Origin of the sequence: Geobacter anodireducens, from assembly GCA_001628815.1 — a bacterium.
In the GTDB taxonomy this organism is placed as follows: domain Bacteria; phylum Desulfobacterota; class Desulfuromonadia; order Geobacterales; family Geobacteraceae; genus Geobacter; species Geobacter anodireducens.
Map to the genome: position 1 here is coordinate 958,549 of CP014963.1, position 25,812 is coordinate 984,360.

Here is a 25,812-nt window from a genome sequence, read left to right on the forward strand (position 1 = left end):
CTTTTCGCAGTTGTTTAACCAAGGGCTCTGCCCTACACAATACACGTGGAGGTACACACAATGCTCGGAATCGCGTTTGCAATGGCGGCACCCCCGGGAGGCGCCCAGACCGGCGGTGCCATGGGAGCCTTCCAGGCAATTCTCCCCCTTCTCTTCATGTTCGCCATCTTCTATTTCCTGCTGATCCGCCCCCAGCAGAAGAAGGCCAAGGAGCACCGGGCCCTGCTCGAATCCCTCAAGCGGGGCGATCAGGTGGTCACCGCCGGCGGCATGCACGGCAAGGTGAGCGGCATCGACGGCGATATCGTGAACCTTGAGATCGCACCGGGCGTCGTCATCAGGATCACCAAGGGATACGTCGCCAGCCTGAAGAAGGACTAAGGATCCATCGAAAGGAGCTTCGCTCATGTCCAAAGGGCTTTTCTGGCGTTTCAGCCTCATTGCGTTATTCATTACTCTGTCGCTTCTCTACCTGACCCCGACCCTGGTGTCGCCGCTGCCGTCCTGGTGGAAGGGACTCCTTCCCAAGGACAGGATACACCTGGGGCTCGATCTGCAGGGCGGGACGCATTTGGTCATGGAGGTGGAAACCCAGAAGGCCGTCGAGGGGACCCTGGACCTCATCGCCACCGATCTGGAGGATGCGCTCTCAGCCAAGGCGCTGCGGTACAAGCAGATCGCCCGTCAGGGTGGCGACCGGGTCGCCATGACCTTCTACGACCGCGGCACCGCTGACGAGGCCCAGAAGCTTCTCAAGGGCAAATACCCGACCATGACCCTCGTCCCCCCCTATGACGAAGGGGGCTTCGTGCACCTGCAGCTCCGGGTGAACGAGAAGGAGGCCCAGGAGCGCAAAGACCGGGCCGTGGCCCAGGCCCTGGAGACCATCCGTAACCGGATCGACCAGTTCGGGGTTTCCGAACCGGTCATCGCCCGCGAAGGACTCACCAATATCGTGGTCCAGTTGCCGGGCATCAGCGACCCGAAGCGGGCCATCGAGCTCATCGGCCGCACGGCCCGGCTCGAGTTCAAGCTGGTGGACGAGACGGTCAATCCGGCCATTGCCACGCCGGGTACCGTTCCCGAAGACACGGAAATCCTGGTGGAGAAGCGGACCGATCCCACCACCGGCGCGGTCTCCGAGACTCCCCTGGCGGTGAAGAAGAAGGCGATCATCACCGGTGACCTTCTCACCGACGCCCAGATCAGGATCGACTCCCAGTTCAACCAGCCCTACGTGGCCATCGAGTTCAACTCGACCGGGGCCCGGCTCTTCGACCAGGTGACCGCAGCCAACGTGGGCAAGCGCTTCGCCATCGTCCTCGACAACACCATCTACTCCGCCCCGGTCATCCGCGAGCGGATCTCCGGCGGGAGCGCCCAGATCTCCGGCTCGTTCACCGAGAAGGAAGCGGCCGACCTGGCCATCGTGCTCCGGGCAGGCTCCCTGCCCGCCCCGGTCAAGATCATCCAGAACATGACGGTGGGGCCGTCCCTGGGTGAGGACTCCATCCACAAGGGGCTCATGGCCGGCGCCATCGGCGTCGCGCTCGTGATCATCTTCATGGGGATCTACTACAAGCTGTCGGGCATGGTGGCCAATTTCGGGATGGTTCTCAACGTTCTCTACCTCATGGGGGCGCTGGCCGCCCTGGGGGCGACCCTCACCCTGCCCGGCATCGCCGCCATCGTGCTGCTGATCGGCATGTCGGTGGACGCCAACGTTCTGATCTTCGAACGGATACGGGAGGAACTGCGGCTCGGCAAAACGCCGCGGGCGGCCCTGGACGCAGGCTACGACAAGGCGTTCCTCACCATCATGGACTCCCACGTGACCACCCTCATCACCGCCGCGGTCCTCTTCCAGTTCGGCACCGGCCCGGTCAAGGGATTTGCCGTGTCGCTCAGCCTGGGGGTCATCATCAACCTCTTCACCGCCCTCGTCGGAACCAAGGCGATCTTCGATTTCGCCCTGAACCGTCTGCGGGTGAAGCGTCTGAGCGTCTAGGGGGCCATCATGCAAATAATCGGCAAAACAAATTTCGATTTCATGGGCAAAAAGAAGATCACGTTCGTGATCTCCGCCATTGTCGCGCTGCTCGGCTTCTTGGGCATCGGCCAGATAGCCATGGGAACCGCCAACATGGGGATCGACTTCTCCGGCGGCACCGCGGTCCAGCTCAATTTCAGCCAGCCGGTCCCCATCGACCAGGCCCGGCAGGCCCTGGCCAAGCACGGCTTCAGGGATGCCAACCTCCAGGAGATCACCGGCGGGAACAAGCTCCTCGTCAAGGTCGGCAAGGCCACCCACGTCCAGGGCCCGGTCGCTGACGCGATCCAGGATGCCTTCCACAAAGAGCTTACCGGCAACCGGTTCGTGGTGGAGAGCTCCACGGAGATCGGCCCGGCCATCGGCGACAAGCTCCGCAGGGATACGCTGGTGGCCATCGCCGTCTCCATGGTGGGAATCCTCATCTACATCGCCTGGCGCTTCGACTTCGCCTTCGGCATGGGCGCCCTGGCTGCGACCCTCCACGACGTGCTGGCCATGTTCGCCATCTTCTTCGTCATGCAGAAGGAGATCAACCTGCTCTTCATCACGGCGGTGCTCACCATTGCCGGCTACTCGCTGACCGATACGGTGGTCGTCTTCGATCGGATCAGGGAAAACCTGCACAAGAACGTCAAGGACTCCCTGACGGCCATCTGCAACTTCAGCATCAACGAGGTCCTTTCCCGGACGATCATTACCGCCCTGACCACGTTCCTGGCAACCGCAGCCCTCTTCTTTTTCGGCGGCGACGTGATCCACGACTTCGCCTTTGCGCTGCTGATGGGCATCATCGTAGGCGTGTACTCATCCGTGTTCGTGGCGAGCCCCATTGTCGTGCTCTGGGGGGAGCGGAACAAGGAAACCAAGGCCTAGGGGGAGACAGAACATGAACAAGGAAACCTTGCTTGCCGCAGTTGTGGCTCTCGTCGTGGGACTTCTGGGCGGTTACCTGGTGTTCAGCATCAGCGGGTCCAAGAATCCGGCGCCGGTTGGCGGGATGCCGGGGGGCGGCGCTCCCATGGTGAACTATGATGAGCGGATCGCCCAGGCCCTCAAGGTCGTGGCCCAGGACCCGAAAAATCTCCAGGCCTGGGTCCAGTTGGGCAATGACTACTTTGACACCAATCAGCCCCAGAAATCCATTGAGGCCTACGGCAAGGCCCTGGAGATCAAGCCGAACGACCCCAACATCCTCACCGACCAGGCAATCATGTACCGGGCCGTGGGCTGGTTCGACAAGGCGATCGCCAACCTGGAGGCATCCGTCAAGGTTGATCCGAAGCATGTCCAGAGCCTGTTCAACCTGGGCATCATCTACATGGAAGACCTGAAACAGCCCGCCAAGGCAATCCAGTACTGGACGCGCTACCTTGAGCTGGACCCCGCGAGCCCCAATGCCCAGCGGGTCAGGATGATGCTGGAACAGGCGAAACAGGTCCAGCCCAGTTCTTCGGCGCCGGGTCCCATGTTCCGGTAGGTCGCACACCTCATCCCCGCTCCGGCGGGGATTTTTTTCGCACAGCCGGTCACGAGGAGCCATGCACGCGACCAACGACAAAATCTGGACCATGCGGGAGCCCGGCCAGGAGGTGGTGGCCCGGCTCGTCCGGGATCTCTCCGTTGATCCCCTCCTGGCCCGGCTGCTGGCCAACCGGGGGGTGACCGACGGTGCCGGCGGGCGGCGCTTTGTCGGTGCCACCCTGGCCGACATCCGAGACCCGCTGCTGTTGCGCGGCATGGATGCCGCGGTGGAGCGCCTCTGCACCGCCCTGCGCAACGGTGAGCAGGTCTGCGTGTACGGCGACTACGACGTGGACGGCGTGACCGGCACCGCCCTCCTGGTGAGCTTTTTCCGTGAGGTGGGGTTTTCCTGCGGCTATCACATTCCCAAACGGCTCAGCGACGGCTACGGCCTTTCCGAAGACGGCATCCGCACCATTGCGGACAGGGGGGCGCGGGTGGTCGTCACGGTCGATTGCGGCATCGGCTCCCTGGCGGAGGCCGAGCTGTGCGCCTCCCTCGGCGTGGACCTCATCATCACCGACCACCACACCCCCGGTCCCGAGTTGCCCCGGTCCCTGGCGGTCATCAATCCCCGGCAACCCGGCTGCTCCTACCCCTTCAAGTCCCTGGCCGGCGTCGGCGTTGCCTTCAACCTCCTGATCGCCCTGCGGGGCCGGTTGCGGGAGGAGGGGCGTTTCGCCGGCGGTCCCGGCCCCAATCTCCGCCAGTATCTGGACCTGGTGGCCGTGGTGCCACTGGTGGAAGAGAACCGCATCTTTGTTACCTATGGGTTGAAGGAGATGACCGCCACGGGCCGCGTGGGGCTGAGCGCCTCAAGGAGGTGGCAGGAGTTGCCGGCCGGGTCGGCTGCGGCGCCGTGGGCTTCCGCCTGGCCCCGCGCCTGAACGCTGCCGGCCGCCTGGAGGATGCCTCCCTCGGCGTGGAACTCCTCCTCACCGGTGATCGGAGCAGGGCGGCCGTCCTTGCGGCAGAACTCGACCGGAGCAACGGGGAGCGCCAGGCCCTGGAGCGCTCCATCCTCGACGAGGCGACCGCCATGGTGCGGGCAAACCCCGCCATGCCCCGCAAGAGGAGCATCGTCCTCGCCTCGGACTCCTGGCATCCCGGGGTGGTCGGCATCGTGGCCTCCCGCCTGGTAGACAGGTTCCATCGGCCCACCATCCTCATCGCCCTGCAGGACGGGATGGGGCGGGGCTCCGGGCGGAGCGTGCCCGCGCTCCATCTCCTGGATGCCCTGTCGGCGTGCGGCGAACACCTGGAGAAGTTCGGCGGACACCGGCAGGCGGCGGGCCTCACGATTGACGAGGAAACTCTCCAGATTTTTGTGGAGCGGTTCGAGGACGTCTGTGCCGGGCTGCTGGACCCCGAGGATCTGAAACCGGTGGTGGCCGTTGACGCCGAACTCACCGCCGGCGAGGTGATCCCGGAGCTCGTGGATCTGATCGAGGACCTGGAACCCTTCGGCATGGGGAATCCGGAGCCGCTGTTCCTGCTGCGCGGCGTCACGGTCTGCGGCAGGCGGGTCGCCGGCGGGCATCACCTGCAACTGCGGCTGGACCTGGGAGGACGCCAGGTCGATGCCGTCGGCTTCAATCTCGCCGCCAGGGATGGCGCGCCCGGCGACCGGGTGGACATCCTCTTCTCGGCGGGCTGGAACAACTGGAACGGCCGGCGGAAGTTCCAGCTTACCCTGAAGGATCTGAGACGATCGGGAGACGGCCGTGCTTCGTGAGGAACGGTTCGAGCGGGCGGAACAAGTCATTCACCTGGGATTCTGGGTCAACGCCGTTCTGATGGTCGTGAAACTGGCGGCAGGACACTTCGGCGGCTCGGAAGCGGTCTTTGCCGACGGCGTGGAGAGCGGCTGCGACTTTGTGGCGCTCCTCTTCACCTTGGCGGCGCTGCGGGTGGGGCGCAAGCCCTTCGACGCCAGGCACCCCTACGGCCACGGCAGGGCGGAGAACGTGGCGGCATTCGTCATCGCGCTGGTCATCGTCGGCGCCGGCATGTTCATTCTGGTGCAGTCGGTGCGCACCATCATGTTCCGGGCCTGGCAGACCCCCGATCTCATGGCCGTGGGGGTCGCTTCCTGACCATCATCATCAAGGAAGGGCTCTACCGGTACAGCGCCGCGGCGGGACGGAAGCTCGACAGTCCGGCAGTCCAGGCCGTTGCCATGGACCATCGCAAGGACGCCCTTACCTCCATCGGGACCCTGGTGGGGGTTGCCGGCGCCTATGCCGGGTTCGGGGTCATGGACCCGCTGGCAGCGGGGCTCACGTCCCTCTTCATCTTCCGGATCGGGTACGAGACCTTCCGAACCGCCCTCCACGACCTCATGGACGGTCAGCCGCCCGATAACTTCATCCGGGCGGTCACGGAACTGGCCGAGGGGGTGGAGGGGGTGGAGCACGTCCACGAAATCCGGGGCCGCCGGTCGGGCCAGTACATCATCATTGATCTCAAGCTCGACATGGATCCGGAGATGACGGTCAAGCAGTCCCACGACATCGCCACCCGTGTCAAAAAATTGATTTTCGAGCGGTTCCCCAACGTGGGGGATGTCATGATCCACATCAACCCCCACGACGAGGAGCACGAGGACCTGATACGGCTTTAGCGGAGAGGCGTTCGGGCGCTGATGCACGCGGACCCCATACCACCACAAGGAGGCAGCCATGGCAGAGACCCCCAAGAGTATCGCTGATCTGAAGGAAGCATTCGCCGGTGAGTCCCAGGCGAACCGCAAATACCTCGCCTTTGCGAAGCAGGCGGACAAGGAAGGGTTCGCCCAGGTGGCCAAGCTCTTCCGTGCCGCTGCGGAAGCCGAAACCATCCATGCCCACAACCACCTGCGCGCCCTCGGCGCCATCGGCGGAACCCGGGAGAACCTGGTGGAGGCCGTAGCCGGCGAAACCCACGAGTTCAAGAACATGTATCCCCAGATGATCGCCGACGCGGAACTGGAGGGAGCCACCGAGGCCCGCCGTTCCTTCACCTTTGCCAATGCCGTGGAAAAAGTCCATGCCGCCCTTTACCAGAAGGCCCTCGACACCCTCGGCCAGCCGGCGGAGGAATTCGACTACTACCTCTGCCCCGTCTGCGGCCACACGGTGGAGCGCGAGGCTCCGGAAAAGTGCGAAGTCTGCGGAGCCAAGGGGAGTGTGTTCTTCAAAACAGCCTAGACACATCAATGTCCCGATCGGTTGGTTTTTGCACGTAATTCCCCCAAGGACCAACCAGTCGGGACATCAGCGTTTTCGCGCGGGTTGGCCGAAAAGTGCCGGGCAGCCCGCGCGTTGGCACACCGGCTGTACTCAACGCCTGTTCCCGGCAGATATGAGGTGTGTGGACATTACGAGGATTCTTTTATTGGATGGCCCTTATTTTGCATCCAAAGCGAGATGGCAGAACCATCAGGAAAAAGATTGACATTAAATTCCGCCTCATGTGAGTATCCGGTATCCATGGAACGATTATGAATACCATTCTTTTTATTTCAGACGACTTCAGGACAGGTGAACTGCTCGCTTCCCTTCGCTCCCACTGTAAAGGCAGGGTGAAGCTCGCCCCGGATTTCGACCAGGGGCTCAAGGACGTGTTCGACAACCGTCCCGCGGGCGTGTTCATCCAGAGCGAGATTTCCGGCATCTCGGGAGAAACGGTCGCCCGACACATCAAGACGCTCCTCCGGACCGAGGCACCCCGCATCATTCTCGTCCATACCGCTCCCCTCAAGCCCCAGGGGGGGAAGAAGTGGTTCGACGATTCCCTCGACTTCAACCAGCCGGCCCATGAGCTTGCCCGTGCGCTCAAGGAGTGCGTGCTGGCGATCTCGCCCGATCTCTGGGGCGATGATGCCGCCGAGTCTTCCGCCGTTGCTGCGGCTGTGGTCGGCCATGCTGACGCCGCTGCCTTCGATGCTGAGCAACCGGTCGGGGAAGAGGCTGCGGAGGGACCCGGCGCTTCGGGGGATGCTGCCCCGGAATTCGAGTTCAACAGTTGGGATGTGCCCGCACTGTTGACAGAGATGCCCGCTCCTGCCGGAGGGACCGGCTCCTCTCCGGGAGGCGGCGTGGCTCCGGTGGAGGAGCCGGCGCCCGTTCCCGTGGCTGCCGCACCCGGCGTTGCCGAAGTCGTGCCCGTTGCCGTGGACGTCAGTGCACCCGCTACGGCTGCCCAGGCCAAACCTGCTCCGGCGGCGGAGCCGGCCCCCATGTACCCACGGCCCGCGCCTTCTGTGGCGGATTTCAGCGCCCTGTCCGCAGCCGCGAAGCAGAAGCCGCGGTCAATGGTTTCTCCCCGTGCGGCAGCCGGGCCCTCGCCCGCCACGGCCGCACGGAGATCCCTCTGGTTGCCCCTGCTCGCGGTTCTGCTGGTGATGGCGACTGCGGCGGCAGCCTATGTCCTGCTTCATCAGGGAAAACCGTCCCAACCCGCGGCCGCTGTTGCGCCGTCCGCTCTTCCGGCCGATGCGCCGGCGTCGACTGCCGGCCCGGCCCCGGCGCGGCCCGCTCCAGCGGCGCAACTCCCCCCGTTCATTCCCGCCGGGGAGCGCGACGAGGCGTTTTCCCGCGCCAATCCCGGCTGGGAACGCTATTTGGGCAAGGGCATGGAGTTCAGGCTCTACCGGGAGTCGGGCGCGGTAAAGGCCGTCCAGGTCATCGCGGCAAGGAGGGAGGGCATTGCCGAGTCCTACGTGGCCACGGTCCTGCGTGAGCTGACGGGCAGCGAGGACCGCACCGGCCCTGTGCGCCGGAACAAGGACGGCTACCTGGTCGAGAGCGCCAGGACCTCGGGCAATGGCGAGATTGTCGTGTATCGGGACAAGGGCGGCACGATTCGGGGCATCGTCCTCTCGCTCTCCTGATGCCAGGGACCGGACCGCGGACGAAACATGATGGTTTCATGACGCGGGATATTCATGTAGTGACGGGAGAAGGAATGTCATCATTGGCACCCAGGTTGTGGGTCGGCACCGTGTTCGCAGCCGTGGCGCTTGCCGGCATGTCAGGGGGGGCACATGCCCTTGACCGCCGGTTCGAGCTCTCGCCCAGCCTGCTTTCCCAGGGGGGCGAGGCACCCGCGGCCCCCCGCAGCGAAGGGCGTTCCGTCCGCAAGAGCGAACGGGCCCCGGCAGGCCTCACCGACTATACGGTCCGTCCGGGCGACCACATCTTCAAGATCCTCATGAGGGAATACGGGCTTTCCAACCGGGAGGCCGAGGCGCTCATTCCCGAGGTCCGCCGGATCAACGGCATCGCGACATCCGCCGGCTGCGGGTGGGCCAGACCATTCGCCTCCCCCTGGGCGCTGCCGCCGGCAACGACGACCGGGGCCGCAGCCGCCCCATTGCCCGGGAAGCAACTGTTGCCCCCGGCTCCAGGGGACCCACGGCAAAGGAGACGGGCCACCTGCTCCGGATGACCGGCTACGCCGGCGAGCGCGAGACCCACGATCTCGACGCGGCCCGCCGCCTGTGGGACGGGCTCGTTGCCGCCGAGGTGCGTGATGCGCGTCCCATCAGGATCGAAGACCGGAATTTTTCCCTCTCCCTCGATCCGGAGAACTTTCCCACGTTTCCTGCCGCCGACGGCGGCCGCATCCTGGTCGATGCCGAGGGCAGGATTCCGCCCCTGGTGCGGGCGCTCATCGAGGAGAAGGAACCCTCGGTCAGGATCGTGTCGGAGAATCCCCGCAACCGGAGGCGTTTCCTGTCGTCCCTGCTGGAGGGCGCGGGGTTCTATTCGGTGGAGGAGAACGTCTCCCTGGAGTTCGGCGCCGATCCCAGGCTGACCGTCACAGCCGACTTCAAGGTGGAGAAAAGCCCTGACAGCCTGCTGCGCAACGACGTGATCCTCCTGAACGTGGACGAGTACCGGCGCGGGGTGCCCCCCGCCCTGACCGGCTTCCTGAGGCGCGAGGGATTCCAGTTGGTGGAGCCGTTCCCGGCCCGGGGCGAATCGACTCCTCCCGCGAGCCAGACCCTGTACCAGATTACTGCCAGCGAGCCGCGCGACATTGCCGACTCGATCCTCAGGCGCTCAACCTCCGCTACGACGTGGACCGCAGCGTGGAGCTCTTCGGGTCCGGCGACGGCGGGGTCACGCTGTTCGTCCGGACAGACCGCTATTTCGAGAACGGCGGCGACCGGTTCGTGGTGAGCCATTTTGACGGGGATCCGGTGAGCTACACCCTCACTCGCTTGCTGGAGACCAGGGGCTACCGGGTGATCATGCTCGGCGACCATGACGATTTCCGCGTGGTGGCGGAAAAAATCTTCGGCCGCCTGCGGATGCCGGGGGCCTTTGCCCGGTACGATCTGGTCCCTACCGGGAGGCCCCCTACGGGATCCAGATGTCGGGCTTCCGGGTCCCCCGTTCAGGCAGTGCGACCGGGGGATTTTTCACCAATGCGGCATTGAATCCCCTGTTCCGCGATCTGCTCGATTTCAACGGCTACTCGATCGTTTCCTACTGAACGGCGGCCGTTCCCGAGGTCCGTTGCCCCCATGTCCCAGAAAAAGGTTGGCGAGATACTTATCGAGCACCGGCTGATCTCCGAGGATCAGCTCCGCGAGGCCCTGGAACTGCAGAAGGTCTTCCCCGACCAGCCCGTGGGGCAGTTGCTCTGCAAGCTCGGGTTTCTGAACGAGGGCGAGCTGTCCTACATCCTGGAGCAGACCGGCAAGCGCCAGAAACTGGGCGACCTCCTCATCAGGGAGCGCTTGATCGACGAGGAGCGCCTGGGGCAGGCCCGGGCTGCCGCCAAGCGGGACGGCTCCACCCTGGAGCGCGCCCTCCGCAAACTGCGTCTCGTCGAAGAGGAGCCCCTGGCCAAGACCATTGCCACCCAGTACGACCTCTCCTTCGTCCATATCAACACCCTGGAGATCGACCCCGATCTCGTCCGCTGCATCAACCCCAACTATGCCCAGCGCCAGCGGATCGTCCCCATCTCCCGCATCGGCAACACCATAACCCTGGCCATGGCTTATCCCATCAAGCTCCATGAGCTGAAGGAGCTCGAGCAGAGCATCAAGTCCCGGATCATCCCGGTCATCGCCATGGAGAGCGAGATCATCCAGGCCCAGCAGCGCCTCTACAAGACCGCTGCAGGCTCTGCCCAGGCCTTTTCCCTCGACGAGGCCGATCTGGAGATCGCGCCGGGGAGCATCGTCGACATCCTGAGCTCCGGCGCCGTGGAGGACGAGCCGGACATCGACGACGAGGTGCGCACGATCACCGAGCGCGACAGCGTTATCGTGAAGCTCGTCAACAAGATCATCTTCGACGCCCACCAGAACCGGGCCTCTGACATCCATATCGAGCCCTATCCCGGCAAGAACGACGTGATCGTCAGGATGCGGGTCGACGGCAGTTGCAAGGTGTATCAGAGGATTCCATACAAGTACAAGTACGCCATCCCCTCGCGCCTGAAGATCATGGCCGAGCTGGACATCGCCGAGAAGCGCAAGCCCCAGGACGGCAAGATCAATTTCAAGAAATTCGGCCCCCTGGACCTGGAACTGCGGATCGCCACCATGCCCACGGCCGGCGGGCTTGAGGACGTGGTCATCCGGCTCCTGAACACGGGCCAGGCCTATTCCTTCGACAGTCTCAGCCTCACCGACCGCAACATGCGCATCTTCGGGGAATCCATAGCCAAGCCCTACGGCCTTGTCTTGGTGGTGGGCCCCACCGGAAGCGGCAAGACCACCACCCTCCACGCGGCCATCGCCCGCATCAACCGGCCGGAGGTGAAGATCTGGACCGCCGAGGACCCGGTGGAGATCACCCAGAAGGGGCTCCGGCAGGTTCAGGTCAACCAGCGCATCGGGCTCACCTTTGCCGCGGCCCTGCGCTCGTTCCTGCGGCTCGATCCTGACGTGATCATGGTGGGCGAGATGCGGGACGAGGAAACCGCCTCCATCGCGGTGGAGGCCTCCCTCACCGGGCACCTGGTCCTGTCGACCCTGCACACCAACTCGGCCCCGGAGACGGTCACCCGCCTCCTGGAAATGGGGCTCGACCCCTTCAGCTTCTCCGATTCGCTCATCTGCGTCGTGGCCCAGCGCCTGGCCCGCCGCCTCTGCGAAGATTGCCGGGAGCTCTACCGCCCGGACCGGAAGGAACTCTCCGAGATCATCGAGGAGTACGGCGAGGAGCAGTTCGCCGCCACCGGCCTGCTGGGCAACGAGGTGGTTCTGGGGCGGCCGGTGGGGTGCACCACCTGCAATCAGAGCGGCTACCGGGGGCGCCTCGGCATCCACGAGGTGCTCGAGGGCACCGACACCATGAAGAGCCTCATCAAGAAGAAGTCCGACACCGAGATCATCCGGCGGCAGGCCATGGCCGACGGCATGACCACCCTGCGGCAGGACGGCATCCTCAAGGTCTTCCAGGGGCTCACCGACATCCACGAGGTACGCAAGGTCTGCCTCAAGTAGCGATGGTGTAAACCATAAAATGTTTGCATTTTAGCCCCCTTTGCTATACAGTACCTCCCTCCGCGGAACTGCCGCACCATATTTCTCCCCCCAGGTGACCCCCTTGAGCGCGACACGCAATCTCGACGCACTTCGGCGCGAGATCGACGCCATTGACGATGCCATCCTCGATCTGCTCAACCGCCGTGCCGGACTGGTCATGGAGGTGGGACAGGTCAAGACCGCGGAGAAGCGCGATTTTCACGTGCCCAACCGGGAACGGGAGATTTACGAGCGGCTGCTCGCCCGCAACGCCGGTCCCTTCCCGGCCGAGGCGGTCAAGAGCGTGTTCCGGGAGATCATCTCCGCGTCCCTGGCCCTTGAGGCGCCCATGAAAGTGGCGTTCCTGGGGCCCCGGGCGACCTTCACCCATCTGGCCACCATGCAGCACTTCGGCCTGGCCGCGGAGCTGGTGGCCCAGAAATCGATCCCTGCCGTGTTCGAGGAGGTGGAGAAGGGGCGGGCCCTCTACGGGGTCGTGCCGGTGGAGAATTCCACCGAGGGGATGGTGTCCCACACCCTCGACATGTTCATGGAGAGCGACCTCAAGATCAACGCAGAGATCCTGCTGGAGGTGTCCCACGACCTCCTCTCCCGCACCGGGAGGCTGGACGACGTGAAAAAGGTCTACTCCCATCCCCAGGCCATTGCCCAGTGCCGCAAGTGGCTCGACAACAACCTGCCGGGGGTGCCGGTGGTGGACGTGGCGTCCACCGCCCTGGCCGCCCAGATCGTGAGCGAGGATTACGCAGCCGCGGCCATTGCCAGCGAGTTCGCCGCGGCCCAGTACGACCTGAAGGTGGTGCGCACGAGGATCGAGGACCAGGTCAACAACTTCACCCGCTTCCTCGTTGTCGGCCGAAAGATGGCGGAGCGGAGCGGCGACGACAAGACCTCGCTCATGTTTTCCGTCAAGGACGAGCCGGGCATCCTCTACCGGATGCTGGAGCCCTTCGCCTCCCGCGGCGTCAACCTGTCCAAGATCGAATCCCGCCCCCTCAAGAAGAAGGCGTGGGAATACATCTTTTTTCTGGACTTGGTTGGCCACATCACCGATCCGGTGGTTGCCGAGGCGGTTCAGGACCTGGGGCACTATTGCCAGTTCGTGAAGATTCTCGGCTCCTATCCCAGGGCGAAATGAGCGGTTCCGCCCCCCTTGTCCGGCGACTGGCCGTCATCGGTGTCGGCCTCATCGGCGGTTCCCTGGCGCGGGCCCTGCGGGCGGCAGGTGCCGTGGGCGAGGTCGTGGGTATCGACCTGGACCGGGCCAACCTGCGGCAGGCCGCCGAGCTGGGGGTTGTCGACCGGGCCGCGGCCACGGCTGCCGAAGGGGTTGCCGGCGCGACATGGTTTTCCTTGCCGTGCCGGTCCGCGCCATGGCGGGGGTAGTGAGGGAGATCGGCCCCCATCTGACCGCCGGGTGCATCGTGACCGACGGCGGCAGCGTCAAGGCAGAGGTGGTGGCCGCGTGCGATCCCCTCATGCCGGCTGGCACCTGTTTCGTGGGGGGACACCCCATTGCCGGCACCGAGCATTCGGGGGTCGGGGCGTCCTTCGCCACCCTCTACCAGGGTAAGCGCTGTATCCTGACCCCGGCCGCAACCACTGACCGCGACGCGCTCGCCACGGTGGCCCGCATGTGGGAGGCGGCCGGTTCCGAAGTGGTGCTGATGGCCCCGGAGATGCACGACCGGCTGGTTGCCGCCATCTCCCATCTCCCCCACATGGTCGCCTATGCCCTGGTGAACGCCGTGGAGGGGTACGACCGGTTCGAGGAGAGCATTCTCCGCTACTCGGCCGGCGGCTTCCGGGACTTTACCCGCATTGCCTCGTCTGACCCGGCCATGTGGCGCGACATCGCCCTCATGAACCGGGAGGGGATCCTGGAGGTGATGGATCACTTCGCCGCGTACTTCAGCCGGCTCCGCTCCCTGGTGGCCGCGGGGGACGCGGAAGGTCTCGAACGGTTCTTCCGGGATTCCAAGGAATCCCGTGACGCCATACTCTAGCTGCAAAGGAGTGTCCGTGGTACGCCTGAGTTCACACCCCGCCCGCGCGCTGCGCGGCGAGATCGCGGTACCGGGGGATAAATCCATCTCCCACCGCTCCATCATGCTCGGCTCCATCGCCCGCGGCGTGACCACGGTGAGCGGCTTTCTCCGGGGCGAAGACAATATCGCCACCCTCGACGCCTTCCGGGCCATGGGGGTGCAGATCCACGACGACGGCGAGACCCTGCGCATCGAGGGGAACGGGCTCCACGGCCTGACCGAGGCCGAGGACGTCATCGACTGCGGCAACTCCGGCACGTCCATCCGGCTTTTGACGGGCCTCATGGCTGCCCAGCGCTTCTACACGGTCCTCACCGGCGACCGCTACCTGCGGCGCAGGCCCATGCGGCGGGTGGTGGAGCCCCTTTCACGCATGGGGGCCTGCATCCACGGCCGCGACAACGGCGAAAAGGCGCCCCTGGCCATCGTGGGCCGGCCCCTGACCGGCATTACCCACGATTCGCCGGTGGCCAGCGCCCAGGTGAAGTCGGCCCTCATGCTGGCCGGTCTCTACGCCGACGGTGCCACCCGCATCACCGAGCCCCATCTCTCGCGGGATCACTCGGAGCGGATGTTCCGCCACTTCGGCGCCCGGCTGGAAACCGACGCCGCCGGGGTCACCGTGTACGGCGGTCACGAACTGGACGGCCGCGACATCGTGGTGCCGGGGGACATCTCCTCGGCGGCCTTCTTCCTGGTAGCCGCCCTGATCGTCCCCGGCTCCGAGCTGCTCATCCGGGGGGTGGGCGTAAACCCGACCCGCACGGGCATCCTCGACATCCTCGCCGCCATGGGGGGCTCGATTGAGCTGCTCGACCAGCGCGAGGTTTCCGGCGAGCCGGTGGCCGACCTGCTGGTTCGGTCGTCGGCCCTCAAGGGGATCGAGATCGGGGGCGACGTGGTCCCCCGGGCCATCGACGAATTCCCGGTCATCTGCGTGGCCGCCGCCCTGGCCGAAGGGACCACCGTCATCCGCGACGCCCGGGAACTGCGGGTCAAGGAAACGGACCGCATCGCGGCCATGGCCGCCAACCTGCGCGCAGCCGGGGCCGCTATCACCGAGACGGCGGACGGCATGATCGTCGAGGGGACCGGCCGGCTGAACGGCGTCACCGTGGAGAGCTTCGGCGACCACCGGATCGCCATGTCCATGCTCGTGGCGGGGCTTGCCGCCTCGGGGGCCGTCACCGTCAGCGACACCGAGTGCATCGCCACCTCGTTCCCCACCTTCACTACGCTCCTGGACAGGGTGGCGGTACGGTGAGCGCGGCGGGGCGCAGGGGGCTCATCGTCGCCATCGACGGACCGTCGGGCGCCGGGAAGAGCACCATAACCAAGCTGCTGGCGGACCGGCTCGGCTACATCCACATCGACACCGGCGCCATGTTCCGGACCGTGGCCCTGGCCGCCAGCCGCGCCGGCATCGCGCCCGACAACGATGCCTCCCTGGCCGGGCTCTGCGCCGGCCTGGAGATCGCCTTTGTCAGGACTAACGGCTGCTGTCGGGTGACCGCCAACGGCGAGGACGTGACCGACGCCATCCGGACCCCGGCCATCAGCACCCTCACCTCGGCCATCTCGGCACGCAAGGTGGTGCGCGACGTCCTGTTGCGCCTCCAGCGCCACATGGCCCGGGAAGGGGGGGTCATCCTGGAGGGGCGGGACATCGGCACCGTGGTCTTCCCGGACGCCGACGTGAAGTTTTTCCTCTCCGCGTCAGTGGAGGAGCGGGGCCGTCGGCGCTACCTGGAACTGAAGGCCAAGGGGCAGGAGGTGTCCCTTGAGGAGACCATCGCGGCCGTGGCCCGGCGGGACGAGCAGGACTCGGGCCGGGAGCACGCCCCCCTGCGACGGGCCGATGACGCCGTGGACATCGATTCGACCGGTCTTTCCATCGAGGAAGTCCTGGACCGCATGGAATCCATCGTGCGGGAGCGGGAACGGGCCTTTCCGGGAGGGTAACCCGGGACGGCAACAGAGCAGCAGCATCGGGAGCAACGCAATGGAGATTCTACTGGCAAAGCGGGCCGGCTTCTGCTTCGGCGTGAAGCGGGCAACCCAGATGGCCTTCGAGGCCGCCGAAAAGGACGGGGAAACCTTCACCCTCGGCCCCATCATTCATTCGCCCCAGGTCGTGCAGCGCCTGGAGGGGATGGGGGTGAAGGTGCTGAGCGACCTGGAAGGGATCGGCAACGGCACCGTCATCATCCGGTCCCACGGGGTGACCTCCGCGGAACTGGAAGACGCGGTCCGCCGGCAGTTGGAGGTGGTCGACGCCACCTGCCCCTTTGTCAAGAAGGCCCAGGAGCACGTGAAGCGCCTGTCCCACGACGGCTATACCGTGGTGGTGGTGGGCGATGCCGACCACCCGGAGGTGCAGGGCATCGTATCCTATGCCGAGGGGCCGGTCCACGTGGTCGGTTCCGGCGAGGAGGCCGCCAGGCTTCCCAACATGAAGAAGGTCGGCGTTGTGGCCCAGACCACCCAATCCTTCGAAACCCTCAAGAACGTGGTGAAGGAATGCCTCCTCAAGGGGGGGGAGATCCGGGTCTTCAAGACCATCTGCGACGCCACCGCCGTCCGCCAGGACGAAGCCAAGGCCCTGGCCCGGGAGGTGGACTGCATGATCGTCATCGGCGGCTTCAACAGCGCCAACACCAAGCGGCTCGCCGAGGTCTGCTCCGAGCTGCAGCCGCGCACTCACCACATAGAGACGGCCCAGGAGCTGGATGCATCATGGTTTCAAGGGGTTGAGCGGGTAGGGGTCACTGCGGGCGCATCCACGCCCAAGTGGCTTATCGATAAGGTAATAGAACGGATACAAGAGCTTGACAATAAGAAAAAAGGTTGAGTTTTTCGATAGATATTGCTACGTTTACTCATCCTAATCCACGACGTGTAGGGAGGCCAGCTTTAAATGAGTGATGACAAGGACTACAACAGCCGCACCGCAATGACGATCAAAAGGTTCGCCGATGCGGAGGACGAGGCGGATCAGGGGGGCTCCGGCGAGTTCGCCGAGCTTTTCCAGGAAAGTATCAGGCATCACCATGTGGGGGAAGTCGTCAAGGGCAAGGTGGTGCACATCAGCAACGAATACGTGCTGGTCGATATCGGATACAAGTCCGAGGGGAGCATCCCCGTTGAAGAGTTCCTCGACGAGGCCGGCAACCTGACCGTCCAGGTGGGCGACGAAGTAAAGGCCCTGTTCGAGCGCAAAGAGAACCAGAAGGGGTACGCGGTCCTTTCCAAGCGCAAGGCCGACCGCCTTTCCGCCTGGGATGCCATCGACGCCGCCGGCGGCGAAGGCGGCATCGTCGAGGGCAAGATCACCGGCAAGGTCAAGGGGGGCCTCACCGTCGACATCGGCGTCCAGGCGTTCCTGCCGGCCTCCCAGGTTGACCTCCGCCCCGGCGGCAACCTGGACAAGTACATCGGCGTGACTGACCGCTTCAAGGTGCTCAAGCTCAACAAGAAGCGGGGCAACATCGTTCTGTCCCGTCGCGTCCTGCTGGAAGAGGAGCGGGCCGGCGTCCGCACCGAGACCCTCGCCAACCTGGCCGAGGGCCAGATTCGCGAAGGCGTGGTCAAGAACATCACCGATTACGGCGCATTCGTCGATATCGGCGGCGTCGACGGCCTTCTGCACGTGACCGACATGTCGTGGGGCCGGCTGGGCCACCCCTCCGAGATGCTCAAGCCGGGCGACAAGCTCAGCGTAAAGGTCCTCAAGTACGACCAGGAAAAGGGCAAGATATCCCTGGGCCTCAAGCAGATCACTCCCGATCCCTGGCTCGCGGTGGAGCAGAAGTTCCAGGTGGGCGACCGGGTCAGCGGCCGCGTGGTCAGCATGACCGATTACGGCGCATTCGTGGCCCTCGACGAAGGGATCGAAGGGCTGGTGCACGTCTCCGAGATGTCGTGGACCAAGCGGCTCCGCCATCCGTCCGACCTCCTCACCGTGGGCGACGAGGTGGTGACCGTGGTGCTCGGCATCGACACGGGCAACCGCCGCATCTCCCTTGGCCTCAAGCAGGCCCAGGCCAACCCCTGGACCCAGTTGGATGAGAGATACCCCGTGGGCACCAAGCTGGAGGGGCAGATCAAGAGCATCACCGATTTCGGCGTCTTCATCGGCGTGGAAGAGGGAATCGACGGCCTCGTGCACGTCTCCGACATCTCCTGGACCAAGCGGATCAAGCACCCCGGCGAGGTCTTTGCCAAGGGGCAGACCGTCCAGGCCGTGGTCCTCAACGTGGATGCCGAGAACGAGCGCCTCTCCCTGGGGATCAAGCAGCTCACCCCCGATCCCTGGAGCGTGATCCCCGCCACCTACCGTCCCGGCACCCGCGTGCGGGGCAAGGTGACCTCCGTGACCGACTTCGGCGTCTTCCTTGAGATCGAGGAGGGGATCGAAGGGCTGGTGCACGTCTCCGAGCTTTCCCGCGAGAAGGTTGCCTCGCCCAAGGACTTCGCCTCCGTGGGCGACGAGTTGGAAGCGGTTGTCCTGAGCGTCGACGACGTGGAGAAGAAGATCGCCCTCTCTGTCAAGGCTCTCCAGGCCGCCGCCGAAAAGGCCGAGCTGGAGTCGTACATGCAGGACCGCGGTGAAGCCACATCCAACCTGGGCGCCTGCTCCGGGAAGGGATGCGCAAGAACGGCGACAACAACGACTAACATCCGTCCACCGGACGGCGCCGTCCGGTCCGCCGGGCGGCGCCGGCACCGCGGCAGAGTCAATCAAGCAGCAAGGAGTATTGTGATGACAAAAAGTGAACTGGTAGAAATGCTGGCGGAGAAAAACTCGTGGCTCACCCGCAAGGACTCGGAAATGGTTGTCAACATCGTGTTCGACAGCATCGCCGACGCCCTCAAGAGTGGTGAGAAGGTCGAGATCCGCGGCTTCGGAAGCTTCACCGTCCGTGAGCGCGGCGCCCGCGAGGCCCGCAACCCCAAGAGCGGCGCCATAGTCAAGATTCCCGCCAAGAAGACCCCCTTCTTCAAGACCGGCAAAGAACTCCGCGAACGCGTAAATCGTGAGTACGCCGATTAGACCCGGTACCGCCCGGATGGTGGAACTGGTAGACACAAGGGACTTAAAATCCCTCGGCAGCAATGCTGTGCCGGTTCGAGCCCGGCTCCGGGCACCAAAGACAGCGTGAATTAAATCAGTAGGTTGGTTTGGAGGGGCAGGTGCGATACCTGCCCCTCTTGCCGTTCCAGGCCGGCAGTTGACGCGACAATTGACGCAGCGTTATGGCAAAACAGCTTCCAGGCCGATGGTGTCGGATACAACCTCTTCTCACGTTACTCGTTGACCCACCTTAGGTATGCCGCTGCATCAACCCCGGGGCCCTCCGGCAGAAACTGGTCGTGGGAGCTTTGCAGTGATCTGTATGTTTTGTATATAAAACAAAATCACCTTGATCTCAGGTATTGTATTGCATATAATGCAAGTATGCTATTCGCCATTGGAGAAGAAATACGAAACGGGCGCAAGCGTCGCAAGATTTCCCAGGGGGCAATGGCAAAAGATCTGGGGATGAGCCGCGCTACGATCAGCCAGATCGAGTCGGGAACCGTGCAGGACGTCGGTGTCCGAAAATTGATCCGTATTTTGGATTACCTCGGCCTGGAGCTGCGAGTTCGTCCGGCGGGCCGACCCCCAACGCTTGATGAACTGAGGGAGGAGAACGACACGCCATGAGTTCGTTGGCGGTATGGGCTGCAGAGTCCCGCGCCGGTCTTCTGGATCGCTCAGCGGACCGACGGCAGTACGTCTTTGCCTACGATCCGGCGGCCGAATCGCCCGCAACCCAGGTGTCGCTTACCATGCCGGTGCGCCTGGAGAGTTGGGTGAGCCGGGATCTCCATCCGATCTTCCAGATGAATCTGCCGGAAGGGGCGCTGTTGGAGGCGATTCGTCGAGCCATCTCAAAACTTGCCGGCGAGGATGACCTTACCATCCTCCGGGTGACCGGCGGCAATCAAATCGGTCGCAACCGCTTTTCCCTTCCCGGCGCTTCCCTTCCCGGCATTGCGGAAACACGGGAATCGCTCGATGCGTTGTTGTCATACCCCGATACCGAAGAACTGTTTCACGAGTTGGTGTCGAAGTACGCTCTCCGCTCAGGGATCTCCGGCGTGCAGCCCAAAATAATGCTGGAGGCCTCGGAGCGGGGGACGGCCACGGTGGGACGTTACATCGTGAAATCCTGGGGCACGGAGTATCCGCACCTGGGGGCCAACGAGTTTTTCTGCATGACGGCCGCGCAGCGGGCCGGGTTGACGGTGCCCGAATTCCATCTGTCCGCGAATGGCGGGCTGTTCGTCATGAAGCGCTTTGATCTGGCCGCCGACGGTTCACCGCGGGGCTTCGAGGATATGTGCGCCCTCCAGGCGCTCGGCACGGCGCAGAAGTACGGCAGCAGCTACGAACGGGTGGCGCGCAGCATCAGGGACTTCGTTTCCGGGGAGTTTCTCCAGGCCGCCCGGGAGCAGTTTTTTGCCTCGCTGGTGCTCTCCTGCATGGTGCGCAACGGCGACGCCCACCTGAAGAATTTCGGAATACTCTACGACCGGCCCGGCGCGGCCGTTCACCTGGCGCCGGTCTACGACGTGGTGACGACAGTAGCGTACCTCTCCAGGGATGTGCCTGCCCTGTCACTGGCCGGAACGAAAAAATGGTGGCCGCGCAAGGTGCTGGAAAAGTTTGCCGTGGCATACCTCTCGTTGCCGGTCGGGAAGATCGAGCATATTATTGATCAGGCGGCCGGGGCCGTGACCGATACCCGGGGTGAGCTTTCAGCGTACATGAAGGACCATCCGGCGTTCCGCCCGGTCGGCGAACGAATGCTGACCGCCTGGGACGAGGGAGTTGCCTCGCTCCGAGCCCAGTAACTACACGGGACACTGGCTGAGAACAGTGGTGCCGTCCTTGCCGGGCATGTCCATGTCTTACCCAGGGGAATCGAGATGAGCAAGATCGGGCGGAATGACCCCTGCCCCTGCGGCAGCGGGAAGAAATACAAGCAGTGCTGTTTCCACCGTGCAGCGTCCGCTGCTGCGGCTCCCAATGCCGAGCTGCTCTGGCGCGCCGGCAACGCCCACCTGGCCGGGGGCGCGCTCGACATGGCACTCTCCTGCTACCGGGAGGCCGTGCGGCTCAGGCCCGGCTTCGCCCAGGCCCACTACAACCTGGGGGTCGTCTTTCAGCAGAAAGGGCTGCTCGACGAGGCCGCCGCCAGCTTTCGGAGCGCCATTTCCTTTAATCGCGACTACGCCAAGGCCTACAACAACCTGGGCTATATCCTGGCCACCCAGGGGCGGCTCGACGAGTCGGCCGACTGCTTCAACCGGGCCATCGCAATCGAGCCCGGCTTTGCCGCGGCCTACCACAACCTGGGCACCACCCTGCGCCACCAGGGGCGGGTCGACGAAACCCTGGCCGCCTTCCGCACGGCCCACGCCATCAATCCCCACGATCCCGTCTTCCACAGCGATCTGCTCATGATGCTGCACTACAGCGACATGGACGACGAAGCCCTGTTTCGGGAGCATGTCCGTTGGGGCGAGCAGCATGCCCCGGCCGCCGCGTCCGTCCCCGCCCGCCAGTGCGACCGGGACCCCGGCCGGAAGCTGCGCATCGGCTACGTCTCCGGCGACCTGGGCAAACACCCCGTGGGCTACTTCCTGCTCCCCCTCCTGGAGAGCCACGACCGCTCGCAGTTCGAGATCTGCTGCTACTCCGAGCGGGGCCAGCGCCAGGAGGACGACGTCACCGCCCGGATCAGGGGCCATGCCGATCTCTGGCGCAGAACCATGGGCCTGGGCGACGCCGCCCTGGCCGAGATGATCCGCGCCGACGGCATCGACATCCTCGTGGACCTGGCCGGCCACACGGCCCACAACCGGCTCAAGGTCTTCGCCCTGAAACCCGCGCCGGCGCAGGTGACCTGGCTCGGCTACCCCAACACCACCGGCCTGCGCGCCATGGACTACCGCATCACCGACGCCGTGGCCGACCCCCCCGGCAGTGCCGATGCCCTGCACACCGAGCAGCTGATCCGGCTCGAACAGAGCTTTCTCTGCTATACCCCGCCCGCCGGCGCGCCCCCCGTGGGCGAGGCGCCATGCCTCACGGGCGCCGGGGTCACCTTTGGCTCCTTCAACAACCTGGCAAAGGTGAGCCCGCAGGTGATCGACGCCTGGAGCGCCATCCTGGGCCGCGTGCCCGGCTCGCGTCTCATGCTCAAGTTCAAGGGCTTTGCCGACGAAACCTGCCGCAGGCGGGTCAGCGACGCCTTCGGGGCCCGGGGCGTCTCCCCGGACCGGCTGGAGCTCGTCTCCTTCGTGGAGAACTTCAACGACCACCTGGCGCTCTACAACCGGCTCGATCTGGCCCTGGACACCTTCCCCTACAACGGCACCGCCACCACCTGCGACGCCCTCTGGATGGGGGTGCCGGTGCTCACCTGCTGCGGCACCCGCCATGTCGCCCGGGTCGGGGCCAGCATCCTCACCTGCCTGGGTTTGCCCGAGCTCATCACCCACTCGCCGGAAGAATACATCGCCGCCGCGGCCGCCCTTGCCGCCGACCCCGCCCGGCTGGCCGCCCTGCGCCGGGATATGCGCCCCCGCCTGGCCGGCTCGCCCCTGTGCGACTCCGCCGGATTCGCCCGCCGTATGGAAACGGCCCTGCGGGATATCTGGCGCCGGTGGTGCAGCGCGTAAGGCCCGCCACTCCCGCGCGATTCTCCCCCTAAAATGCGAAAGGCTGTACGGTCACGTGCCGTACAGCCTTTTCTGATTCTGTGCCTGTCCCCGCCCGAGCGGGGATCGACCGGCAGGTTGCCCTGCCTCGGTGCTACTCATTTAGGTTTTCTCCCAGCTGTTACGATATCTCGCCTCCTTTCCGGCCCGCAGGGCCAACGCAATGAAGGTGTGTAATCATACCAACTGCTTCTTCTGACCTGTTGGTATTCTTATCGGCATCCCCGGCCGAAGCTTGAGAACTATTTTTGCGATCAGCGCGGATAGTGGCGCGGCCCGTTGCCGACCGTCGAACAGTGCAATAAATCAGGAATTTCCCTAATTGATTAAATGTTAATTGCATGTTACTAACCTGAATCATTCGTTTACAGCACCAGGGGTTTCCTTATGAAACGTCGTGAAAATGCTGTGTTGCGCCTTTCCGTGCCGTTCCCTCCCCAGCCCTTCGCCAAGTATTCCCCGCGATCAGTGAAATTGATGTCCTGCTCTGGGAGCACCTCGATGCGCCCTATGCCTCCGTGGTGGTGAGCCATGCGGGGCGTGTGGCCACGGGTGTTTGCTGGGGCTTCGCGGACAGAGGGGACATGCGGGCTCCGGGTGGTGCGGGGGTAGGGGGGATGCGGGTGGTGCAGGGGGGTGAGTAGGGCTTTTGATAAGTTTTGTCAAGGGGAAAGCGGAGATTTCCCTTAACTCCCCGAATTGCCGCCGGTAGCCTTGTCTTGCTCAAACGCTTGCGATCATAACTGATGTGAGGCGGGGTATTTGATGACGATCATAACGAGATCGATCGTTGAATTAATTGAAGTGCTGGACGGCTAGCAGAACATTTTTGGAATGAGTCGGATGGGCATGGACCGTTTTCCCTATCTGCTCCAGGGTCAGACGGTTTTCGACCGCCACTGCCATCTCGTGGATCATTTCTGTTGCCCCTTCTCCGATGATGATTGCCCCGGCGATCTGAGAGGTGTCCTCCTCGATAAACAGCTTCACGAAGGCCGGCGCGACTTTGTCCACCACGGCGCGGCCATTGGGGGCCTGTGGCATGGTGAAGGCTTTAATGCCGGCCCTGGCTTCATGTGTTCCTACTGCCGCCACTTCGGGGTGACAGAACACAACTCGCGGCACAGCACGATGGTCGAGGGGGTGGCGACTGCCCTGGATAAGATTCTGGGCAAGCAGGTACCCTTCTTTTTCTGCCGCATGGGCCAGGGTCATGCCACCGATCACGTCGCCCAGCGCGTAGATGTGGGGAACGGTGGTCTGCATCATTTCGTTAACCTTGACAGCGCCCTGTTCGGTCGCTACTCCGGCAGCGTCAAGGTTCAGCCCGGCAATGTTCGCTGTGCGGCCGATGCCGACCAGTACCTTGTCGAATTCTTCGGTTGCGCTGGAGCCGTCATAATGGACATGGACCGTTCCCGCCTCGACTGAAATGCTTTTGATGGCTGCGCCTGTTTTCACCGCGATGCCCTGCTGTTCAAAGGTGGACTGCAGCGTTTTCCCGGCTTCCCTGTCTTCACGTGGCAGCAGGCTATCCATGGCTTCAACCAAGGTAACTCTGCTGCCGAAGGTGTTGTACAGGGTTGCAAACTCGCAGCCTATCGCCCCGCCTCCGATAATCAGCAGCTTGTGCGGGAGCTCCGTGTTTTTCAGAATCTGGTCACTGGAGAGGATGGAGTGCCCATCAAAGGGGGCACAGGGAAGTTCGGCGGGGACCGAACCGGTCGCAATGATGATTTTTTCGCCGCGGATTTGTTCGGAACTGCCATCTGCTTGGCAGATTTCTATCTCATGTTCGGACCGGAAAGAGCCTTTGCCGCGGAAAACGGCAATGCGCGCATCGGTCAGTTTTCCCTGGACCATATGACGCAGCATGTTCAGATCTGCGTCGGCAACGGCGCGCAGGCGTGTTAAATCGACAGGGTTCACGGATAGGTCCAGGCCGTATTTCTCGCTGTTTTGGGCATCGCGATAGACCTTGGCCGCTTTTAGCATGGATTTGGTCGGCATGCAGCCACGGTTGAGGCAGACCCCGCCGAAACTGTCGTGATTTTCCTGGATGATCGCGACCGATTTGCCCGCCTGCTTCAGCATCATCCCTGCGGTCATGCCTCCGGGACCGCCGCCGATAACAACAACATCAAACGTTTGCATTCGGATTCTCCTGTTGATTACTCTGTTTCCGGGTTCTCCAAGGCCTTTGTAGCGACATCGAGCAGTCGGGTGAACGTTGCCAGGTCCTCAGGCGACATGTGCCGCACCATCGCGGCGACAACCTCGTCCCGTTTCTCCTGTAAGGCTTCGACTGTCGGGCGGGTCCGTTCGGTTATATACACCCGTGACTGCCGTTTGTCCGTGTCGCTGGCGATCCGGAAGATCAGACCGTCCCGCTCCATGCGTCGTAACGTATTGGCCATGGTTGGTTGCTCAACCTGAATATTCTTGCACAGTTCGGCTTGAGTCTGTCCTTCCGCGTCATGCAGGCAGCAAAGAACCGGAAGTTGCCCCTGCGTTACTCCGTGCGGTTTGATTTTTTCATTTACTTTGGACAGAATCAGCCGGGCCAGGTAGTTCAGCTTGTAGCACAGGTCATCATTCATTCCGGGCCTCCTGGTGATGTCCTCTTTAGATAGCCGGCTATACTTAAGCATAGTTGGCTATCCATTGTCAAACGGATACGAGACGAATTGGTTGCCGGCACGGTGTGCCGAGGGGATTCACCCGCCTCATGGCTCACACAACGCTGAGGGGCGCTCTTTTCCATGTGGCGCGAATGTTCCGGAGCGCACCCGACCCGGCGACAGGGGAGAACACGCAGTGTCAGTGGGGCCGGGGACGTTCTTGCTTTAGTGCATTAGCCAGAAGAATTGGGGGTGTCACAGTGGGCGTTGTTGAATATTCCATGGCCGCACGATTACTACCTC

General features: G+C 63.8%; 17 protein-coding genes, 1 tRNA gene and 5 pseudogenes. 21 read left to right on the top strand and 2 right to left on the bottom strand.

Features of this window, described 5'->3' with window-relative positions; translation table 11 throughout:
* Positions 1-60: 60 nt before the first annotated feature.
* From A2G06_04475 to A2G06_04575, 21 genes and pseudogenes are all read left to right on the top strand, one after another.
* Entirely contained in the window at positions 61-381 is a 321-nt protein-coding gene (locus A2G06_04475) for a preprotein translocase subunit YajC (protein ANA39736.1), read from the top strand.
* A 25-nt stretch (positions 382-406) separates the two neighbouring features.
* Positions 407-2,008: a preprotein translocase subunit SecD gene (locus tag A2G06_04480; protein ANA39737.1), complete on the top strand. Its 1,602-nt coding sequence runs from the start codon at positions 407-409 to the stop codon at positions 2,006-2,008.
* Between the two features lie 9 nt (positions 2,009-2,017).
* On the top strand, positions 2,018-2,926 hold the full coding sequence (locus A2G06_04485; GenBank protein ANA39738.1) for a preprotein translocase subunit SecF: 909 nt from the start codon (positions 2,018-2,020) through the stop codon (positions 2,924-2,926).
* A 13-nt stretch (positions 2,927-2,939) separates the two neighbouring features.
* The gene (locus tag A2G06_04490; protein ANA39739.1) at positions 2,940-3,530 is read left to right on the top strand and encodes a hypothetical protein; all 591 of its coding nucleotides are present in this window, start codon (positions 2,940-2,942) and stop codon (positions 3,528-3,530) included.
* 61 nt (positions 3,531-3,591) lie between these two features.
* Positions 3,592-5,309 (top strand): annotated as a pseudogene (locus A2G06_04495) (single-stranded-DNA-specific exonuclease RecJ).
* A pseudogene (locus tag A2G06_04500) lies at positions 5,299-6,197 on the top strand (cation transporter). Before A2G06_04495 ends, A2G06_04500 begins: the two co-directional pseudogenes overlap by 11 nt.
* A gap of 58 nt (positions 6,198-6,255) precedes the next feature.
* Entirely contained in the window at positions 6,256-6,762 is a 507-nt protein-coding gene (locus A2G06_04505) for a rubrerythrin (GenBank protein ANA39740.1), read from the top strand.
* Between the two features lie 293 nt (positions 6,763-7,055).
* Positions 7,056-8,447, top strand: a complete 1,392-nt coding sequence (locus tag A2G06_04510) for a hypothetical protein (GenBank protein ANA39741.1) — start codon at positions 7,056-7,058, stop codon at positions 8,445-8,447.
* A 74-nt stretch (positions 8,448-8,521) separates the two neighbouring features.
* A pseudogene (locus A2G06_04515) lies at positions 8,522-10,057 on the top strand (peptidoglycan-binding protein LysM).
* Positions 10,058-10,088: 31 nt separating this feature from the next.
* Positions 10,089-12,026 (top strand): pilus assembly protein PilB, encoded by a 1,938-nt coding sequence (locus tag A2G06_04520; GenBank protein ANA39742.1) that lies wholly within the window; start codon positions 10,089-10,091, stop codon positions 12,024-12,026.
* A gap of 103 nt (positions 12,027-12,129) precedes the next feature.
* Positions 12,130-13,206: a prephenate dehydratase gene (locus tag A2G06_04525; protein ANA39743.1), complete on the top strand. Its 1,077-nt coding sequence runs from the start codon at positions 12,130-12,132 to the stop codon at positions 13,204-13,206.
* Positions 13,203-14,074 (top strand): annotated as a pseudogene (locus A2G06_04530) (prephenate dehydrogenase). Before A2G06_04525 ends, A2G06_04530 begins: the two are co-directional and overlap by 4 nt.
* 16 nt (positions 14,075-14,090) lie before the next feature.
* Positions 14,091-15,380 (top strand): 3-phosphoshikimate 1-carboxyvinyltransferase, encoded by a 1,290-nt coding sequence (locus A2G06_04535; GenBank protein ID ANA39744.1) that lies wholly within the window; start codon positions 14,091-14,093, stop codon positions 15,378-15,380.
* Positions 15,377-16,078 (top strand): cytidylate kinase, encoded by a 702-nt coding sequence (locus A2G06_04540; GenBank protein ANA39745.1) that lies wholly within the window; start codon positions 15,377-15,379, stop codon positions 16,076-16,078. The genes A2G06_04535 and A2G06_04540 overlap by 4 nt, the downstream gene beginning before the upstream one ends.
* A 40-nt stretch (positions 16,079-16,118) precedes the next feature.
* Positions 16,119-16,967, top strand: coding sequence for a 4-hydroxy-3-methylbut-2-enyl diphosphate reductase (locus A2G06_04545; protein ID ANA39746.1), 849 nt, complete (start codon positions 16,119-16,121; stop codon positions 16,965-16,967).
* 66 nt (positions 16,968-17,033) lie between these two features.
* Positions 17,034-18,793: pseudogene (locus tag A2G06_04550) on the top strand (30S ribosomal protein S1).
* 85 nt (positions 18,794-18,878) lie between these two features.
* Positions 18,879-19,169: an integration host factor subunit beta gene (locus tag A2G06_04555; protein ID ANA39747.1), complete on the top strand. Its 291-nt coding sequence runs from the start codon at positions 18,879-18,881 to the stop codon at positions 19,167-19,169.
* 10 nt (positions 19,170-19,179) lie between these two features.
* Positions 19,180-19,266: transfer RNA gene (locus tag A2G06_04560), tRNA-Leu, on the top strand.
* Positions 19,267-19,574: 308 nt separating this feature from the next.
* On the top strand, positions 19,575-19,823 hold the full coding sequence (locus A2G06_04565; GenBank protein ANA39748.1) for a transcriptional regulator: 249 nt from the start codon (positions 19,575-19,577) through the stop codon (positions 19,821-19,823).
* Positions 19,820-21,016, top strand: coding sequence for a phosphatidylinositol kinase (locus A2G06_04570; protein ANA39749.1), 1,197 nt, complete (start codon positions 19,820-19,822; stop codon positions 21,014-21,016). The genes A2G06_04565 and A2G06_04570 overlap by 4 nt, the downstream gene beginning before the upstream one ends.
* Positions 21,017-21,091: 75 nt before the next feature.
* Positions 21,092-22,849, top strand: coding sequence for a hypothetical protein (locus A2G06_04575; GenBank protein ID ANA39750.1), 1,758 nt, complete (start codon positions 21,092-21,094; stop codon positions 22,847-22,849).
* A gap of 834 nt (positions 22,850-23,683) precedes the next feature.
* Here the strand turns inward: A2G06_04575 and A2G06_04580 are convergent.
* Positions 23,684-25,042, bottom strand: coding sequence for a dihydrolipoamide dehydrogenase (locus tag A2G06_04580; protein ANA39751.1), 1,359 nt, complete (start codon positions 25,040-25,042; stop codon positions 23,684-23,686).
* A 17-nt stretch (positions 25,043-25,059) separates the two neighbouring features.
* A complete protein-coding gene (locus A2G06_04585; protein ANA39752.1) occupies positions 25,060-25,488 on the bottom strand; it encodes a MarR family transcriptional regulator in 429 nt (142 codons plus the stop codon).
* Positions 25,489-25,812: the final 324 nt, after the last annotated feature.

Excerpts from the sequence above, each read along its gene's own strand:
- A2G06_04475 (ANA39736.1), top strand. The coding sequence starts at position 61 with ATGCTCGGAATCGCGTTTGCAATGGCGGCACCCCCGGGAGGCGCCCAG.
- A2G06_04480 (ANA39737.1), top strand. The coding sequence starts at position 407 with ATGTCCAAAGGGCTTTTCTGGCGTTTCAGCCTCATTGCGTTATTCATT.
- A2G06_04485 (ANA39738.1), top strand. The coding sequence starts at position 2,018 with ATGCAAATAATCGGCAAAACAAATTTCGATTTCATGGGCAAAAAGAAG.
- A2G06_04490 (ANA39739.1), top strand. The coding sequence starts at position 2,940 with ATGAACAAGGAAACCTTGCTTGCCGCAGTTGTGGCTCTCGTCGTGGGA.
- A2G06_04505 (ANA39740.1), top strand. The coding sequence starts at position 6,256 with ATGGCAGAGACCCCCAAGAGTATCGCTGATCTGAAGGAAGCATTCGCC.
- A2G06_04510 (ANA39741.1), top strand. The coding sequence starts at position 7,056 with ATGAATACCATTCTTTTTATTTCAGACGACTTCAGGACAGGTGAACTG.
- A2G06_04520 (ANA39742.1), top strand. The coding sequence starts at position 10,089 with ATGTCCCAGAAAAAGGTTGGCGAGATACTTATCGAGCACCGGCTGATC.
- A2G06_04545 (ANA39746.1), top strand. The coding sequence starts at position 16,119 with ATGGAGATTCTACTGGCAAAGCGGGCCGGCTTCTGCTTCGGCGTGAAG.
- A2G06_04555 (ANA39747.1), top strand. The coding sequence starts at position 18,879 with ATGACAAAAAGTGAACTGGTAGAAATGCTGGCGGAGAAAAACTCGTGG.
- A2G06_04565 (ANA39748.1), top strand. The coding sequence starts at position 19,575 with ATGCTATTCGCCATTGGAGAAGAAATACGAAACGGGCGCAAGCGTCGC.
- A2G06_04570 (ANA39749.1), top strand. The coding sequence starts at position 19,820 with ATGAGTTCGTTGGCGGTATGGGCTGCAGAGTCCCGCGCCGGTCTTCTG.
- A2G06_04575 (ANA39750.1), top strand. The coding sequence starts at position 21,092 with ATGAGCAAGATCGGGCGGAATGACCCCTGCCCCTGCGGCAGCGGGAAG.
- A2G06_04580 (ANA39751.1), bottom strand. The coding sequence starts at position 25,042 with ATGCAAACGTTTGATGTTGTTGTTATCGGCGGCGGTCCCGGAGGCATG.
- A2G06_04585 (ANA39752.1), bottom strand. The coding sequence starts at position 25,488 with ATGAATGATGACCTGTGCTACAAGCTGAACTACCTGGCCCGGCTGATT.